This window comes from Bacillus sp. PSXD-155 (assembly GCF_049310765.1).
GTDB classification, from domain to species: domain Bacteria; phylum Bacillota; class Bacilli; order Bacillales; family Bacillaceae_G; genus Bacillus_A; species Bacillus_A cereus.
This window is the reverse complement of sequence record NZ_JBMOWC010000015.1, coordinates 50597-65356: the sequence shown is the minus strand read 5'-3', so window position 1 is coordinate 65356 and position 14760 is coordinate 50597. Positions and strand designations below refer to the sequence as shown.

Sequence of the window (14760 nt, the reverse complement as noted above, 5' to 3'; positions counted from 1 at the left end):
CATTTTGTCCCCCTATTCTTTTATATCCAATTTAAATTTCAAACTCGTTATTATATTTTTATACTCTCTTACATCTTTCATTGGAGCGAAAACTGGATTCTCTGCAATACTTTGTAACATGCTTCGCTTTATAATCTCTTCATTTCTAACTGTTTTAGCGCCGAGCGGAAACTCTGCAAACCATCCATCAATCGCATCAAAATAGGAATCTCCATGTAAATGCAGGCTATTTACTGTAAAGCTAGCCGCACAAACCGCTGCATATTTCCGTAACATTTCTAATGCTCTTTCAAAATTACCTTGCATACAATATACTTGCGCAGCAGCATAGTATACTTTTAAAGTCATATTAGGATGTAATGTTTCTATTTCATATATATCTATTAACATGAAAGCTCTATTTAAAATTACCTCTACCTTTTCAGCGCTTGAGGCATTTACTACTACATAATTCGGTATTGTCGCAACGAGTTGTATTAAATGTTGGTACATACTAATTTGCATTATTTCATTTGCCTTTTCAACATTTCCAAGCATTTGATACGCTTGTGCGATTAGATCTTCCGCTGGAACGTTAGGTCGTATCGTTCCGCCAAGTAATTGAAGCACCTCATTTGGTTTATTGAGTATAAGATAGCAAGTTGCTTGAAACGATACCGCCTCTTTCACAAGAGAAACATCGTCACTTTCTTCCTGTACCCTGCTAAAGAGAGACATTGCCTCTTCTAACATTTCAATTCTTTTATCCGTATCCTCTGTTAACATATGGTGATTAATAAAAAGTAGTCCCATTTGAAGTAATAACGGAAAACAAGAATAATATTTTTTGATTATTCCTCTGCACTCTATCATTACTTCATCAAATGGTTCTTCACTAAAAGCTTCCGCTAGTCTATGATATAAATCCTTAATATCTTCCTGCTCCATTTGTGGTGTATAACTAATTAGTTCATCAATACTTATGTTAAAGTACGATGCTAACAGTGGTAAAAATGTAATATCCGGATAACTCTGCCCTGTCTCCCATTTGGAAACAGATGCCTTCGTAATACCAATATACATCGCTAACTCTTCCTGCGTAATTCCCTTTTCTTTTCTCTTATCCGCAATTATTTTATGAATGTTTATCTCCTTCACATCATCACCTCATACTTTTATTATATGCTTTTATTTCACACAAAATATGGATTTAAAGTCGACTTTCGTTAACAAAATCAACTGTTAGGAAACATCTCTCTAAAATGAAAGGCAGGAACATATTTGATATGTTCCTGCCTTTTTATTGTGGGGTACCGATACTAGCCCTCTAGTTAAGATTTTGAAGTGCTGCAAAATCAAAAATTTTATCTCACCACAGTTTTCTATGAGAATCTAGTGAACAGCTTATTTGCATAGTTTTCGATATAGGAAGTAAATTCAAGTTATTTTTAAAGTAGGTATACCTAGTAAAAATTTTTGAATTGTGCCCGTTTGTTGAAGTTTAATTTTCAATATACTTTTGTACTGAGTCCAGTGCTTTTTTTAATTCTTCTGATTTTTGAGTGCCGATTACTACTGTGTTATATTGCAACTTTAACTCTATTCCTTTATTTCCATTCATGTTATAGGCTTTTTCATTCTTAAGGTTAAAACGAATTCCCCATCCTCCAAATCGTTTTATCGGACTGTAAGTAATGCATTCATAATGATGTATATCTTTGAAAAGGTACTGCTTATATTGAAAATGAAAAGGAACAAAGCGGACATAAAGACCTTTTTCACGGACCTCAATGATCAGTTTCAATACTCCAAGCATTAATACAGGAAAGGCAATCCCGAACAACAACCACATAACAATTAAGACACCATTAGGAGCTGGTTTATCTCCAAACGGGATATCAAGAATAATTTGTTGAATAAATCCATACCACATCAGCATGGATATCCCTAATATGAGTATCCATACCCAAATTGGGGATCGCTGAACCTCACGAAAGATAACTTGTTCTTGTTGTTTCATTAATGATTATAACCTCCTAAAAGGTTTATTTTTTTTCACTCATTTTAAGCCGTTTTGCACTTCCAAAAAATGCGCTCCCAATTATGAATATAACGGAAGAAAGATACATTGTTATCCCTGAGTATTTATTATCAAAAATTGTAAAATTAAGTAAATTAATAAACATCATCAATATAAGTGATATGTACAATCCATTAATATATTTCATTTATCTCCCCCCTTTACTTTTTTAAAAACCCCTATGTGATAAATAGTGGTTTCTAAAGGTAATATTCAGGATGCCCTTTTCCCTATTTTACCATTTTAGAGAGTTGATATGTTGTTTGTTTTCGGCTGAATACTGTACACATAATCGGTTAACATAACGTATTATTACGTAAATAAAAAGGATAATCAGCCCCATAATGAACTAACTATCCTATAAAATATTATCTAAATTCAATAAAACTAGAACTTCTTTTCCTATGTATCATTATTTCGTTATTTCACCAAATTGCGCTCTCGTTACTTTCACCAAATCATCCACTTTAAGCTCAATTTGCACGCCGATTTTCCCTCCACTTACAATCATCGTTTCAAGTGATTGGGCGCTTTCATCGATACATGTAGAAAATAACTTTTTCATCCCAACTGGTGAACAACCACCGCGAATATATCCTGACACTTTCGTAATATCTTTTACAGGAATCATTTCAATCTTTTTTTCACTTACTGCTTTTGCGGCAACTTTTAAATTTAGTTCCTCATCTACCGGAATAATAAACACATGATAATTTTTACTATTCCCTTGAGCGATTAACGTTTTATATACTTCTCTCACTTCTCGTCCAATTTTCTCGGCTACTGATACGCCATCAATTTTCCCATCGTCTGGATCATATGACATCATCGAATATTCAATTTTTTCTTTATCTAATATTCGCATCGCATTTGTTTTATCTTTTTTCATAACGTTCTCCTTAAAACTTTATTTCATATCATTAAGTTTTCCTTTATTATACACCCTTTTCCATTTCTCCTACATAACTTCACGTATTTTTCAAAACTAAAAATATTGATAATTCAAAAATCATCTGATATAATTTGGAAAAACTTACGTTAAGGAGATATTTGCAATGCGAAATTTTAATACTTCTTTCCAACTTCATCATCATACGTAACGCCGTGTATCCGAAGAAAAGTTTTTCTTCGTGGGTACAGGGCTTTTCCTGTTGACCCACGAAGCGTTCATAAAGCTATGTGGGTATTTTTATACCTGCATAGCTTTTTTTAATTTAAAAAAGGAGTGATTATGATGGAAATGAGAAATGTAAAAGGAACGAAAGACTATTTACCAGAAGAACAAGTGCTGCGAAATAAAATTAAAAGAGCTTGTGAAGATACGTTTGAACGATACGGATGCAAACCTTTAGAAACGCCGACGTTAAATATGTATGAGCTTATGTCTTACAAGTACGGCGGTGGCGATGAAATATTAAAAGAAATATATACACTTCAGGATCAAGGGAAACGTGAGCTCGCCTTACGATACGATTTAACTATTCCATTCGCAAAAGTTGTGGCAATGAATCCGAACCTCCGCCTCCCTTTTAAACGTTATGAGATTGGGAAAGTATTTCGAGATGGGCCAATTAAACAAGGAAGATTTCGTGAATTTATACAATGCGACGTTGATATCGTCGGTGTTGAGTCTGTCATGGCAGAAGCTGAACTTATGGGTATGGCGTTTGAACTGTTCCGAACGTTAAACTTAGAGATAACGATCCAATATAATAACCGAAAATTGTTAAATGGTATTCTTCAGGCCATTAACATCCCTACTGAGTTAACAAGTGACGTCATTTTATCATTAGATAAAATCGAAAAGATTGGGATTGATGGTGTACGAAAAGATGTATTAGAGCGCGGAATTTCTGAAGAAATGGCTGATACGATATGTAATACCGTATTATCTTGTCTAAAGCTTACTATCGCTGACTTTAAAGAAGCTTTCAATAATCCACTCGTTGCCGATGGAGTAAACGAACTACAACAATTACAGCAATATTTAATCGCCCTTGGAATAAATGAAAATACGATATTCAACCCGTTTTTAGCGCGAGGACTCACAATGTATACAGGTACTGTATATGAAATCTTTTTAAAAGATGGATCGATTACATCTAGCATCGGTAGCGGTGGTCGATACGATAACATTATCGGAGCTTTCCGTGGTGATAATATAAACTATCCAACAGTCGGTATTTCATTCGGTTTAGACGTTATTTATACAGCACTATCGCAGAAAGAAACAATCTCATCTACAGCGGATCTATTTATCATCCCGCTTGGGACAGAGTTACAATGCTTACAAATTGCCCAGCAATTACGTTCCACCACTTCCTTAAAAGTCGAACTTGAACTAGCAGGACGCAAATTAAAACGTGCCCTTAATTATGCCAATAAAGAGAATATCCCTTATGTGCTTATCATTGGTGAAGACGAACTTAGTACAGAAACCGTTATGCTGCGAAATATGAAGGAAGGTAGTGAGGTGAAGGTCTCCCTTTCTTCTTTAAGTAGTTATTTATAATACGAACCACCCTCGTTTGGGTGGTTTTTCTATTTTATAGATAATCAATAATTAGTTTACATAAAATAATTACAAGCTACCTAAAACTAAAAATATATAATATCCAATTACCTGTTATTTTTAGTAATATATAGATATATTATTTTAGGAGGATTTACTTTGAAAACTTACATACAAGCACTAAAGTGGATCACAGGAATCTATCATCTTTTATTAATTCCTTGTTATTATTTATTTCCAAGTCTTGTTAACCTAGATGGATTACCTTTACTACTATTGATTGCTTTACATATCACTACTATTTTATTAGCTAAAAAAGCAGGGATGAATACGTACGCTCATTATATAGGTATTATCGTTACTCTAGTTGCCTTCTTTCCTTATATAGAAATCCTTCTACATATTATAGCAGCCATTTTTCTTTTATTAGATGCTGTTTCTATGAATGCAAAAGAAGTGTATGATTCATAGATGGATAAAATGAAACTTTAATCCATAGAGTTTTGAGATAGGTCGGCAAAAAGGATTTACTTTTTAAGTAAACCTTTTTTTCATTTTTAATTACTTTCCTTACTCAAGACTAATAAAAGAATATTCTGTTTAATTTTTATAAATTTCTAAATATTTATAATACATTCGAATTAACATACATTTTAGTTATGTAAAAAATCTAAGTTTTAAGGAGATGAATCCATGCTTAAAAAGTTGGTAGCAGGTGCATTATTAACTGTTTCGTCGTTAACTGGAGGAATGGGATTAGTATCAGCTAGTACCGAAAAAGATTATACGATTTCCTCTTTCGAATATGTAACTGTAGATGAAAAGACTGTTGATTCATTTAACAAATTGAGTGCTCCATTAAAGGAAGACGTAAAAATAACGTTAGTTCTACCGAAACAAAATCAAAATGGTGACTGGTTATCTTATGGATTTTCGAGCAAAGAAAGTTTAGAGGCTTTTATTGAAAAAGATAAACAAAGGTTGAATAATTCAATCACTCCCCTTGGTGTTGGAGGAAGCGGACCTGGTAGTACAGACTTCTATAAACGCACAAATCAAGGTAGCGAGTATTTTTCTGTAAGTAGCGGTTATAAAAACTTGTCTGCTAGTTGGCAAAATCAAATTGTTTCTGTACGTACAGCATCCCCTACCGCTAGCTATTCAACAACACTATGGGAACGTACTTCAACTGAAGGATATGGAAAAGGTGTTGTTTTTAAACATGCTGATTGGTATGGTCAAATTGCAAACTTAAATAACTTTCCAACTTCAGCAGTTGAAGTTAAAAAGTAAAAATATAGAAATAAAAGGTGTTTTCACGTATGGAAACACCTTTTATTTCTACAACTATTTCACATATCTCATCTATACCAATTTCAACTCTTAATTATTATTTTTCGTATTCCTACTCTCCAAAACCTTCTCCATATTATGAGTTGCCCATTCCATCATTAATAGAATCACTGGACGTAGTGATTCACCAAGCTCAGTTAATGAATATTCTACTTTTGGCGGCACTTCACGGTATACTTCGCGATGTATGATGCCATCTGCTTCAAGTTCTCTCAGCTGCAGTGTTAACATTCTTTGTGTGATATTTGGTTTTAATCTTTTTAATTCATTAAACCGCTTTGTACCATCTAATAAATGATACAAAATTACCCCTTTCCATTTCCCTCCAATCACCTCAACCATAGCTTCAACTGGACAAGAATATTTATTTAAAAATGGGTAATTTATATTATTTTCGTTTGGACAATCCATAATAAATCCCTTCCCTTAACATTAGTATCTTTTTTGATACTATACCACATAAATGTGCGTACTTGTATCTATGTTACTTTAAAAATATACTTTACTTACAAAAATAAATTCATGAAAAGAGGAACTTTTATGACAAATACAAAAGAAATTACAAAAGAAAAAATTATGGAGGCTTTTCATTTCAGACATGCATGTAAAGAGTTCGATCCTATGCACAAAATTTCAGAAGAGGATTTTAAATTCATTTTAGAAACAGGCAGATTATCTCCTTCTTCTTTTGGATATGAACCTTGGAAATTTATTGTCGTACAAAATAAAGAATTAAGAGAAAAACTACAACCGTATTCATGGGGCGCTGGTGGGCAACTTGCAACAGCTAGTCATTTTGTTATTGTTCTTTCAAGAAACATTAAAGATATGCATTATGATGCAGAGTATATTAAATATATGATGAACGATATTATTGGATTGCCTGAAGACACTCAAAAAATTAGATATGAATTCTTCAAAAAGTTCCAGGAAACAGATTTTAACTTATTACAATCCGATCGTGCTGTATTTGATTGGGCATCTAAACAAACTTATATTGCTTTAGGTAATATGATGACGAGTGCAGCTCAAATCGGTATTGATTCTTGTCCAATAGAAGGATTTGATAAAGAGGAAGTAGATTCTTTACTTCGTCAAGAAGGCATTATACAAGGCGATAATCTTGAAGTATCAGTTATGGTTGCCTTTGGTTACCGTAAAGAAGAGCCAAAGCGTGATAAAACAAGACAGACTATGGATACAATTGTTGAATGGATTAAGTAATATAGCACAGACAAATAATGCTCCTAATAGCTGTATACTCATACTAAAGAAGAATCAATTGTTTTCTTACGTATGAATTTGGTTTTTCATGGAAAGATATGTTAGTATGTATACAGTTTGAGTGCTCTATTTTTAGAGTCGAACAGGAGGAGAATGAATATGTCTGATATTGAAGTTGGCGAAGTGTTTACACTTAGCGATGAGAATAATGAGGATCAGGAAGTAGAAGTACTTGGAGCAATGGATGTCGAAGGTGCAGAATATATTGCAGTTGCCTTTGTTGAAGATATCCAAACAGAAACTGAGGAAGACATTGATATTTTCTTTTTAAAAGTAGAAGAAGATAATGAGTTTTCATACATTGAAAATGATGAAGAGTTTGATAAAGTATCTGCTGCTTTTGATAAGATTTTAGATGAACAAGAACAAGAGTAAACACGAGGGGGGATGCATATCCACCCTCTTTTTTTATTCATCACTCATTCAGTGATTTATGCAGTAACTCCAGTACATCTTTCATCGCAAAAGGTCCATCTTTTTTAACATGCTCCGCAAATTCTGAAACGAGACGTAATGTTCTCACACTTTCGATTGGATGTTCTCCTGATGCACTTTCAGCTGAAAGCATAACTGCATTCGTCCCGTCCAGTACAGCTTGAAACACATCAGTCACCTCTGCTCTTGTTGGAATAGAATGATCTACCATAGATTGAAGCATTTGTGTTGCTGTAATGACATATGTATTCGTTCGATTACATTCCTGAATCATCATTTTCTGTAAAAGCGGAATGCATTGATACGGTAACTCTACTCCTAAATCGCCCCTTGCAATCATAATTCCATCTGCTTCTTTACATATATCTTGAAAATTCTCGATTGCTTCCATCGTTTCTATTTTTGCAATTACATTAGGTGACGTTTCTTTATACTGTTGTATAAAATCTCGTATTTCTTTTATATGACTAGGTTTTCTTACGAAAGAACACGCGATAAAATCAACATTCTCTTCTAAAAGAAACTGAATATCTTTTTTATCTTTCTCTGTAATAGCTGGTAAACGAACAGCCGCATCTGGTAAATTAACTCCTTTATGAGATGAGATATTGCCACCTGTTTTTACCTTCGTTTCTATTTTGTCCGTACTTATCTTTTCAACAATTAATTCAACTTCTCCATCATTAATTAAAATTCTACTGCCTACTTTCACATCATTCGCAATTCCTTCATAATCAACACTCGCTTCTGTATTACTCCCTGTAACTGATTGTGTATGTAAAATAAAAGAATCTCCTGCCTGAAGTGTAATTTGCTCTCCCTTCACTTCACCTAATCTTATTTTAGGACCTTGTACATCACCCAAAAATTTAATAGAGTCATCTAATGATTTCACTAAACGAATGATGTCTTTATGACTTTCATGCGTGCCATGCGATAAATTCAGTCGAACAATTTTCATACCATTCTTTATTAACTGTGCTAACGTTTCTTTATTATTACTTGCGGGTCCAATTGTACAAATTCGATCGATTGTCATTTTTGTCACCATCCTTTTTTTAATAAGTTTCCCATATGAACTTAAAAATAACAGAGATTCTGACATGAATAGATTTAAATTTACACGAATTTCATAAAGTTAAACCTGTATCCCTTGCTGGCTAAGCATTAGAAGATATATTCGCTTTTTTGCAAATGAAGACATGTTGAATCGAAAGTAAAAGAAAAGTTAAGTATGGAATAAACCATTGAGAGTTTCGAAATTTTCATATATTGTATGAATTGAGTTCGAACTCAAAAATTTAAAAAGGTGGGAAAATTAGTGAATATGAAAAAATCTTTATCGGTGACAACTTTAGGGTTAGCGGTTTTAGGTTTTGGTTTTACTAATAACGCAAGTGCTTCAGAGGTCGATACTGTAGACAAGCAGCCCGTTTTAGTTGACTTTGATACAATTCAATCAACAAAAACATCTAGTGTTCCTAGTTTGACTATTGCAGCTGCACCTAAGAATGACTCTAACATTAGCGTATATACTCCCTTTTTTGGTAACCCCTATGCAGTTGCTAAATCGAAATCAACTACGACCGAAGACTATGTTTATGCAAAAGCAAGAACTTTCAATGGCGATGGCTCATTAGTAAATACGAAAAGTAATAGTGCAAAAAAATCATCCTTTGTCAGTGCTACAGCGACCAACACAAGCGTTTATTATGGAGATGATTACGCTATCGGTAATCATACCTATAAATTAAGTGGTTATAATGATGTGAATCACGAAACAAAAGCCTTCTGGTAAGAAAGAGAAAAAAGATATGCATCTTGCATATCTTTTTTCTCTAATACTTTACATATATTGAGGTGCTATTTATGAAACAAATATATATTATTATCGGTGTTTTACTCATTTCATTACTTACAATTTATATTTTGTTCAATACCTCAATCATACAACCTCATCCACCTTCTAAAGAAAATAAGAGAGGGCAACAAACCAATACTATTTCTTACGGATTGAAGGATAATCAAGGCCAACATATTAACAACGGTAGTACAATTACTAGTGAGGATAATAAAATTAATGTATCATTATCATTCGTACATACTATTAACGAAAACCGAAAATATGGATTAATTGTTCTAGAAGATTACGAACAAAAACCTTTTAAAATAGAAGATACTACTAATGAAATATCACACTATTTTTTTGATATGAAGCCAAACAGTTCAATGACTACGAAAATCTCTTTACACACTTCTCCTAATGCAAGTGAATTAACCTTTTTAATAATTAAAAAACCTGAATACAAATTAAAAGATAATAACTTAAATAAAGCAGCCATTTTAGAAGATATTCTAAGTATGCGATACTCAATGCGTCTTCCTCAGAAAGAAAACGAAAAAATAAAACTCTCCCTTATAGATCCAGATGCTATTTTAAAAGATGGTCTTTACGAACCATTATTTGTTACGAACCGTGAAGAGAACTTACAAACTGTCTTCTTTGAAAAGGAAGGCAAGCAATTAATTTTATCAAACGGTAATGAAACAAATGATGAAATGACTTACGCAATCGTAGCTTTTAAAGATTGGAAACAAGTTGAAATATTTAACAATAGAAAAGTCGTTTATACTAAGGTTGCACCTGAAACAAGACAAATCTTTAATTTCACATTGCCTTCAGTGGATCAGGAAAGTAATTTGCAACTCGTCGCTTTTCCATTTCCTTATAAAGTTAGCGAAGAAGATTATATCAGTCAACAAGCATTCAGTTCCTTTCGCATCGTAATTGAAAATGAAAATAAATAAGTTATACTGTGCACATTACAACAACCTAAAAAAAGCCTACTCACACGAGTAGGCTTTTGAAACTATGAAAGTTTCGTCAATAACTGATTTAAATCTTTTTTCGTTTTCGTCGTTAATGATTTCATTTTATTAATATCGATTTTTTCTTTCTCCGCTCCTACAATTAACGGATACATACTTTGACCGATTGTTTTAGAATCCGTCGGATGTGATGCTTCTAGCTCTTTTTCAATCACATCCCACTTTTCATTAATTTGTTTGCCAAGCTTATTCACTGTTTCCAATTTTGGATTAGCAGCTAACTGCTTGTCCAAGCTATCAATTAATGCTACAACTTCTTTAACATTCGTTTTCACAGCAACACTTTTCTTCGGATCTTTCGTTGTCTTTCCGTTATTGTTTATACTTGTGCTTTGATCTGTTGTTTTCCCGCTAGTCGTTTGATCATTCGTTTTTCCTGTCGTCTCTTTTTCTTTTGTTTTTACATTCTCGTTTTGAGTTGACGTTTTGCCATTACTTTCTGTTCCTGATGATTCTTTCGTATTTTTTGCATCCTTATCTGTTTTTTCATTTGAAGAAGTATTTGTTTCTTTTTCAGTATCTTTCGTTGTTTTTGACGCTTCATCTGCACTTGTCGTTTTTGCTTCTCCATCATTTTGCGCAGTTACTTGCTCTTTCTTTTCCGTTTCTTTATCTGCTGAAGGACTACAAGCTGCCATAGTAAGCATTGTACCAATTGTTATCGATGCGATAGCGACCTTTTTCATTTTCATATAAATCCCCCTATGTTTTACATAATTTATCCTCCCCTTTACGATTCGATTCCCCCTTAAAAAATCCCTTTTCATACGAATTATCATCTTTCCGACAGTAATCTTCATAATAATACGTACAAAAACTGATAAACTCATTTTAATATTCGAGTTTCTTCTACTTCATTTTTCTACTCGCAAGTAAAAGAAAAAGAGTATATTGTCACATTAAGAATTACTATCTTCATATGACGATATACTCTTCTATCAAATTTTTATCTTTCTTGACATTTTATTTATAAAAAAAAATAAAATTTTCTTTCGTTTTTTGTTTCTCAACATTTGTTAACATAATATTTTTATGAATAACCACCATTCGAGTGAATGACTTGCCCAGTAACCCATTTCGCTTCTTCACTTACTAAAAAAGAAATTAAGCGCGCAGCATCCACCGGTTCTCCTACTTTACCTTGCGGGAACTTCCATACTAAATGATGCTTCAGCTCCTCTGTAATCCATCCTGTATTCGTCGGTCCTGGATCTACAGCATTCACTGTAATCCCCTTCTCCATCGCAACTGGTGCTACTGACTTTGTAAATGCTTCAATTGCCCCTTTCGTTGCTGCATATGCTAGTTCATCTGGCATTGGACCTACTGACTGTCCTGAAGTAAGATTAATAATACTCCCGCCCGTTTTAAGTGAATAATGTTTTATAAACAATGAACTTAATAGCATAGTAGCCCGAACATTAACTGTATAATGTTTATCCAACTGCTCTACATCTAATTCCTCAATTCTCGTATGAGTAGAATATACTGCATTATTAACTAGAATAGATGGATCACCTAACCGTTCTGATACCATATAAAATAAACGATTTGGCGAATAAGACTGCGATAAATTGATTTCTGCCATTTCACATCGAACATCGTAACTTTCAATTTCCTTTTTCAGCAAAAAGGGTTCTTGATCACTCATTCCCCATGGCATCGCTTTATCATACTTTGGCCAGTACGTGAAAAAAATGTCTATCCCCTTTTGAGCAAGCACCTTGCATACAGCTGCACCAATTCCATTCAGACGAGTTGCCCCTGTTACAATTGCTATTTTCTTCACCTTTTTCTCCTCCATCTATACGTAGATCCCCTGCATGAATACAGAGGATCTATCTTCTTATTGAATATTTGACAGTATACGTTCAGCACCTAATTTTAACATTTTAATAAAGATATAGTTTACAATCGTAAACATTACAAATAAAACGATAAACATAACCCAAAGTCCTACTTGAAGGAAGAAGTATAATACACTTACTCCACCCACAATAATTAAAGCTATTAAAATATTAGCTAAAAAATTCCATAAAGTTGTATATCGACTTTTAAATAATTTCTGTTCTGTATCCCAATGAATATCTGCAGTTTGTGCGTCCCAGCGTGTTCCGATTAAATTAATTAATAGTAACCCGTTCGCACTTAGTAAAAACCACAGTATCATAAAGACTGGAGAAATCCCAGCTACAACTGCCATCGTAATACCGAATACTGCTAAAATGATCACATTAATTAACCAAGCAGTGATTGCTTTCGCAAAAAAGATATCCGAAGCCTTTACTGGTAAATAACGATTCACAAACCAAGAGCTTCCATCTCGCGAAAATGACGTTGTTGCAATGACATTACTACCCATTAAAAATAACGATGCACAAAGGCCAACACCAATTGCAAATCCCGTTGTCTTTGGATTGTTAATATACTCTGTAATAAACTTTAAATTTCCATCTTGCACAAATAAAATAAAGAACAACATAATTGGCATAACGAAAGTTTGTACAATGCAATTTAAGAAAAATTGTGGTGTACGGAATAACGTTTTAAATTCTTTTTTCACATACGCTTTTAAATGCGAACTTTGTGCTGTTGATTTCTGTAAATCTTCCGCCGAAATAACTTGTTTCTTTGCTGTACTCGTTGAAAGTCCAATAACCCCTTTTAAATATGTACGCTCTGCAATGTAATAAAACAACACAAAGAAGACAAATGAAATAACTGCAAAGATTATTACATATAAAGGTCCCTTCCAATTTGCATTTTCTACTAATGCTACTGCTCCAAAATATGTAGTTGGAAAATAGTTTGTCATTTGTACTAAAAGAGAAGACTGGTTGTTTGCAAGGTAATCCGCAATTGCATCTTCAGAAAACGAACTTTTATTTTTCCACTGCAAAAATACGTTAATTCCTACAATAAATAGTATACTTACGATTCCAATAAATATATTTCCTCGGTCTTTATTTTTCGCTATATTTGTATACCTCATAATAACTGTCATCAGTAACGAAGCTAGTACTAACGGCACGATTGGGAAGAGTAAGTAAATGAAAATCATATATATGTAATATGTAATAAATGCGCCACTTTTTAACCCGTACGTAATAAAGATTGGTAATAAAATGAATGAACTCATTACGTATTGTGTAATTAATACTGTTAAAAATTTTGCCGAAATAATTTGCGCTGGTTTTAATGGTAATGGTAGTAACATTTCAATGTCATTACTGTAATAAAATACAGTTAAAATGTTCGTAATACTCATTAAAAATACCCATATACTCGCAATCGCAAGTCCCATTGCGATAATCATTCCTGGGTCTTGCCCTAATTGTTTCGTTCCCTCATACATTGCGTGCGTTATAGAACCAAACATTAAAAAGCCAACAAATAAAATAGCTGCAAATGAAAATACATACGCCCATCGCTTCTTCTTATCTGTTATGAAATCTGCATAATTTAATTTCAATAATACTTTCGTTAACGTCCAAATTTTACTCATTACCCGTCATCTCCAAGAACATTTTTTCAAGTGATTCATTGGATTTAAAATGATCTCTCATTTCATTTAAATTTCCTTTAAACTGCAAATTCCCCTTATTAATAATCGCAACGCGGTCACATATTTTTTCTGCTACTTCTAATACGTGTGTAGAGAAAAATACAATCTTTCCTTTATCCGCATGTTCTCTCATCATTTCTTTTAAAATATATGCAGATTTCGGATCAAGCCCTGTTAATGGTTCATCTAAAATCCATACATCTGGCTCATGCACGAGCACACCAATAATAACGATTTTTTGTCTCATACCGTGCGAATAACTTTGAATTTGATCAGATAATGCATTATAAAGATCAAACTTCTTCGCTAAAGACTCTATTCGTTCTTGTCTTACTTCTTTCGGCACTTCATACATATCAGCCATAAAGTTTAAATATTCAATTCCTTTTAAACGTAAAAACATATCTGGACTATCCGGCACATAACCAAACGTCTTCTTCGCTTCCATCGGCTCTTCCATAATATTTTTTCCGTTAATCGTAATAGTCCCTTTGTCCACCCCGTGAATGCCAGTAATCATCTTAATTGTCGTGGATTTACCCGCACCATTCGGTCCTAAAAATCCAAAGATTTCGCCGCTAGGTACAGATAAACTTAAATCTTTTACTGCATAGGTAGACCCATTATAACTTTTTGACACATTCGTAATTTCAATCATTCCAT

At 33.4% G+C, this 14760-nt stretch carries 17 protein-coding genes; 7 read left to right on the top strand and 10 right to left on the bottom strand.

The features are described from left to right. Positions 1–12 precede the first annotated feature (12 nt). The 4 genes from ACO6VI_RS17745 to ybaK all read right to left on the bottom strand — a co-directional run bounded on the left by ACO6VI_RS17745 (position 13) and on the right by ybaK (position 2948). On the bottom strand, positions 13–1137 hold the full coding sequence (locus tag ACO6VI_RS17745; protein ID WP_098818703.1) for a helix-turn-helix domain-containing protein: 1125 nt from the start codon (positions 1135–1137) through the stop codon (positions 13–15). A 343-nt stretch (positions 1138–1480) separates the two neighbouring features. Beyond that, a complete protein-coding gene (locus tag ACO6VI_RS17740; RefSeq protein ID WP_000813118.1) occupies positions 1481–1999 on the bottom strand; it encodes a DUF6141 family protein in 519 nt (172 codons plus the stop codon). A 25-nt stretch (positions 2000–2024) separates the two neighbouring features. Beyond that, positions 2025–2207 carry a hypothetical protein gene (locus ACO6VI_RS17735; RefSeq protein WP_000875162.1) on the bottom strand — a complete coding sequence of 61 codons (183 nt, stop codon included), beginning with the start codon at positions 2205–2207 and terminating at the stop codon, positions 2025–2027. A gap of 264 nt (positions 2208–2471) precedes the next feature. Beyond that, entirely contained in the window at positions 2472–2948 is a 477-nt protein-coding gene (gene ybaK / locus ACO6VI_RS17730) for a Cys-tRNA(Pro) deacylase (protein WP_098818704.1), read from the bottom strand. 345 nt (positions 2949–3293) lie between these two features. On the opposite strand from ybaK, the gene ACO6VI_RS17725 reads away from it, so the two are divergent. The 3 genes from ACO6VI_RS17725 to ACO6VI_RS17715 all read left to right on the top strand — a co-directional run bounded on the left by ACO6VI_RS17725 (position 3294) and on the right by ACO6VI_RS17715 (position 5864). Further along, the gene (locus ACO6VI_RS17725; protein ID WP_161519909.1) at positions 3294–4571 is read left to right on the top strand and encodes a histidine--tRNA ligase; all 1278 of its coding nucleotides are present in this window, start codon (positions 3294–3296) and stop codon (positions 4569–4571) included. Between the two features lie 159 nt (positions 4572–4730). Further along, a complete protein-coding gene (locus tag ACO6VI_RS17720; RefSeq protein WP_000860701.1) occupies positions 4731–5042 on the top strand; it encodes a hypothetical protein in 312 nt (103 codons plus the stop codon). A 222-nt stretch (positions 5043–5264) separates the two neighbouring features. After that, positions 5265–5864 carry a hypothetical protein gene (locus ACO6VI_RS17715; RefSeq protein ID WP_023522519.1) on the top strand — a complete coding sequence of 200 codons (600 nt, stop codon included), beginning with the start codon at positions 5265–5267 and terminating at the stop codon, positions 5862–5864. 90 nt (positions 5865–5954) lie between these two features. Here ACO6VI_RS17715 and ACO6VI_RS17710 read toward each other — a convergent pair whose 3' ends face one another. Further along, positions 5955–6335 (bottom strand): winged helix-turn-helix transcriptional regulator, encoded by a 381-nt coding sequence (locus tag ACO6VI_RS17710; RefSeq protein ID WP_000340580.1) that lies wholly within the window; start codon positions 6333–6335, stop codon positions 5955–5957. 129 nt (positions 6336–6464) lie between these two features. Here ACO6VI_RS17710 and ACO6VI_RS17705 point away from each other — a divergent pair, with 129 nt between their 5' ends. Next, positions 6465–7148, top strand: a complete 684-nt coding sequence (locus tag ACO6VI_RS17705; protein WP_000185606.1) for an NAD(P)H-dependent oxidoreductase — start codon at positions 6465–6467, stop codon at positions 7146–7148. A 153-nt stretch (positions 7149–7301) separates the two neighbouring features. Further along, positions 7302–7583 carry a DUF1292 domain-containing protein gene (locus ACO6VI_RS17700; protein WP_003271045.1) on the top strand — a complete coding sequence of 94 codons (282 nt, stop codon included), beginning with the start codon at positions 7302–7304 and terminating at the stop codon, positions 7581–7583. Between the two features lie 40 nt (positions 7584–7623). Here ACO6VI_RS17700 and ACO6VI_RS17695 read toward each other — a convergent pair whose 3' ends face one another. After that, the gene (locus ACO6VI_RS17695) at positions 7624–8682 is read right to left on the bottom strand and encodes a pyruvate kinase (RefSeq protein ID WP_065484514.1); all 1059 of its coding nucleotides are present in this window, start codon (positions 8680–8682) and stop codon (positions 7624–7626) included. Between the two features lie 282 nt (positions 8683–8964). Between ACO6VI_RS17695 and ACO6VI_RS17690 the strand changes: the two genes are divergently transcribed. Both ACO6VI_RS17690 and ACO6VI_RS17685 read left to right on the top strand, forming a co-directional pair. Next, positions 8965–9441 carry a hypothetical protein gene (locus ACO6VI_RS17690; protein WP_023522521.1) on the top strand — a complete coding sequence of 159 codons (477 nt, stop codon included), beginning with the start codon at positions 8965–8967 and terminating at the stop codon, positions 9439–9441. 71 nt (positions 9442–9512) lie between these two features. Further along, entirely contained in the window at positions 9513–10451 is a 939-nt protein-coding gene (locus tag ACO6VI_RS17685) for a hypothetical protein (protein WP_023522522.1), read from the top strand. A 62-nt stretch (positions 10452–10513) separates the two neighbouring features. Here ACO6VI_RS17685 and ACO6VI_RS17680 read toward each other — a convergent pair whose 3' ends face one another. The 4 genes from ACO6VI_RS17680 to ACO6VI_RS17665 form a co-directional block, all read right to left on the bottom strand. Next, positions 10514–11224, bottom strand: a complete 711-nt coding sequence (locus tag ACO6VI_RS17680; RefSeq protein ID WP_088020590.1) for a hypothetical protein — start codon at positions 11222–11224, stop codon at positions 10514–10516. Positions 11225–11562: 338 nt separating this feature from the next. Continuing rightward, a complete protein-coding gene (locus ACO6VI_RS17675; protein WP_000716965.1) occupies positions 11563–12321 on the bottom strand; it encodes an SDR family oxidoreductase in 759 nt (252 codons plus the stop codon). Between the two features lie 57 nt (positions 12322–12378). Next, on the bottom strand, positions 12379–14037 hold the full coding sequence (locus ACO6VI_RS17670) for a putative ABC transporter permease subunit (RefSeq protein WP_088020589.1): 1659 nt from the start codon (positions 14035–14037) through the stop codon (positions 12379–12381). Continuing rightward, on the bottom strand, positions 14030–14755 hold the full coding sequence (locus tag ACO6VI_RS17665; RefSeq protein WP_000570205.1) for an ABC transporter ATP-binding protein: 726 nt from the start codon (positions 14753–14755) through the stop codon (positions 14030–14032). Before ACO6VI_RS17665 ends, ACO6VI_RS17670 begins: the two co-directional genes overlap by 8 nt. Between the last annotated feature and the right edge of the window lie 5 nt (positions 14756–14760).

Coding starts and splice junctions, on each gene's coding strand:
- ACO6VI_RS17740 (WP_000813118.1), bottom strand. CDS start 1,999: ATGAAACAACAAGAACAAGTTATCTTTCGTGAGGTTCAGCGATCCCCA.
- ACO6VI_RS17735 (WP_000875162.1), bottom strand. CDS start 2,207: ATGAAATATATTAATGGATTGTACATATCACTTATATTGATGATGTTT.
- ybaK (WP_098818704.1), bottom strand. CDS start 2,948: ATGAAAAAAGATAAAACAAATGCGATGCGAATATTAGATAAAGAAAAA.
- ACO6VI_RS17725 (WP_161519909.1), top strand. CDS start 3,294: ATGGAAATGAGAAATGTAAAAGGAACGAAAGACTATTTACCAGAAGAA.
- ACO6VI_RS17715 (WP_023522519.1), top strand. CDS start 5,265: ATGCTTAAAAAGTTGGTAGCAGGTGCATTATTAACTGTTTCGTCGTTA.
- ACO6VI_RS17710 (WP_000340580.1), bottom strand. CDS start 6,335: ATGGATTGTCCAAACGAAAATAATATAAATTACCCATTTTTAAATAAA.
- ACO6VI_RS17705 (WP_000185606.1), top strand. CDS start 6,465: ATGACAAATACAAAAGAAATTACAAAAGAAAAAATTATGGAGGCTTTT.
- ACO6VI_RS17700 (WP_003271045.1), top strand. CDS start 7,302: ATGAATATGTCTGATATTGAAGTTGGCGAAGTGTTTACACTTAGCGAT.
- ACO6VI_RS17695 (WP_065484514.1), bottom strand. CDS start 8,682: ATGACAATCGATCGAATTTGTACAATTGGACCCGCAAGTAATAATAAA.
- ACO6VI_RS17685 (WP_023522522.1), top strand. CDS start 9,513: ATGAAACAAATATATATTATTATCGGTGTTTTACTCATTTCATTACTT.
- ACO6VI_RS17680 (WP_088020590.1), bottom strand. CDS start 11,224: ATGAAAATGAAAAAGGTCGCTATCGCATCGATAACAATTGGTACAATG.
- ACO6VI_RS17670 (WP_088020589.1), bottom strand. CDS start 14,037: ATGAGTAAAATTTGGACGTTAACGAAAGTATTATTGAAATTAAATTAT.
- ACO6VI_RS17665 (WP_000570205.1), bottom strand. CDS start 14,755: ATGATTGAAATTACGAATGTGTCAAAAAGTTATAATGGGTCTACCTAT.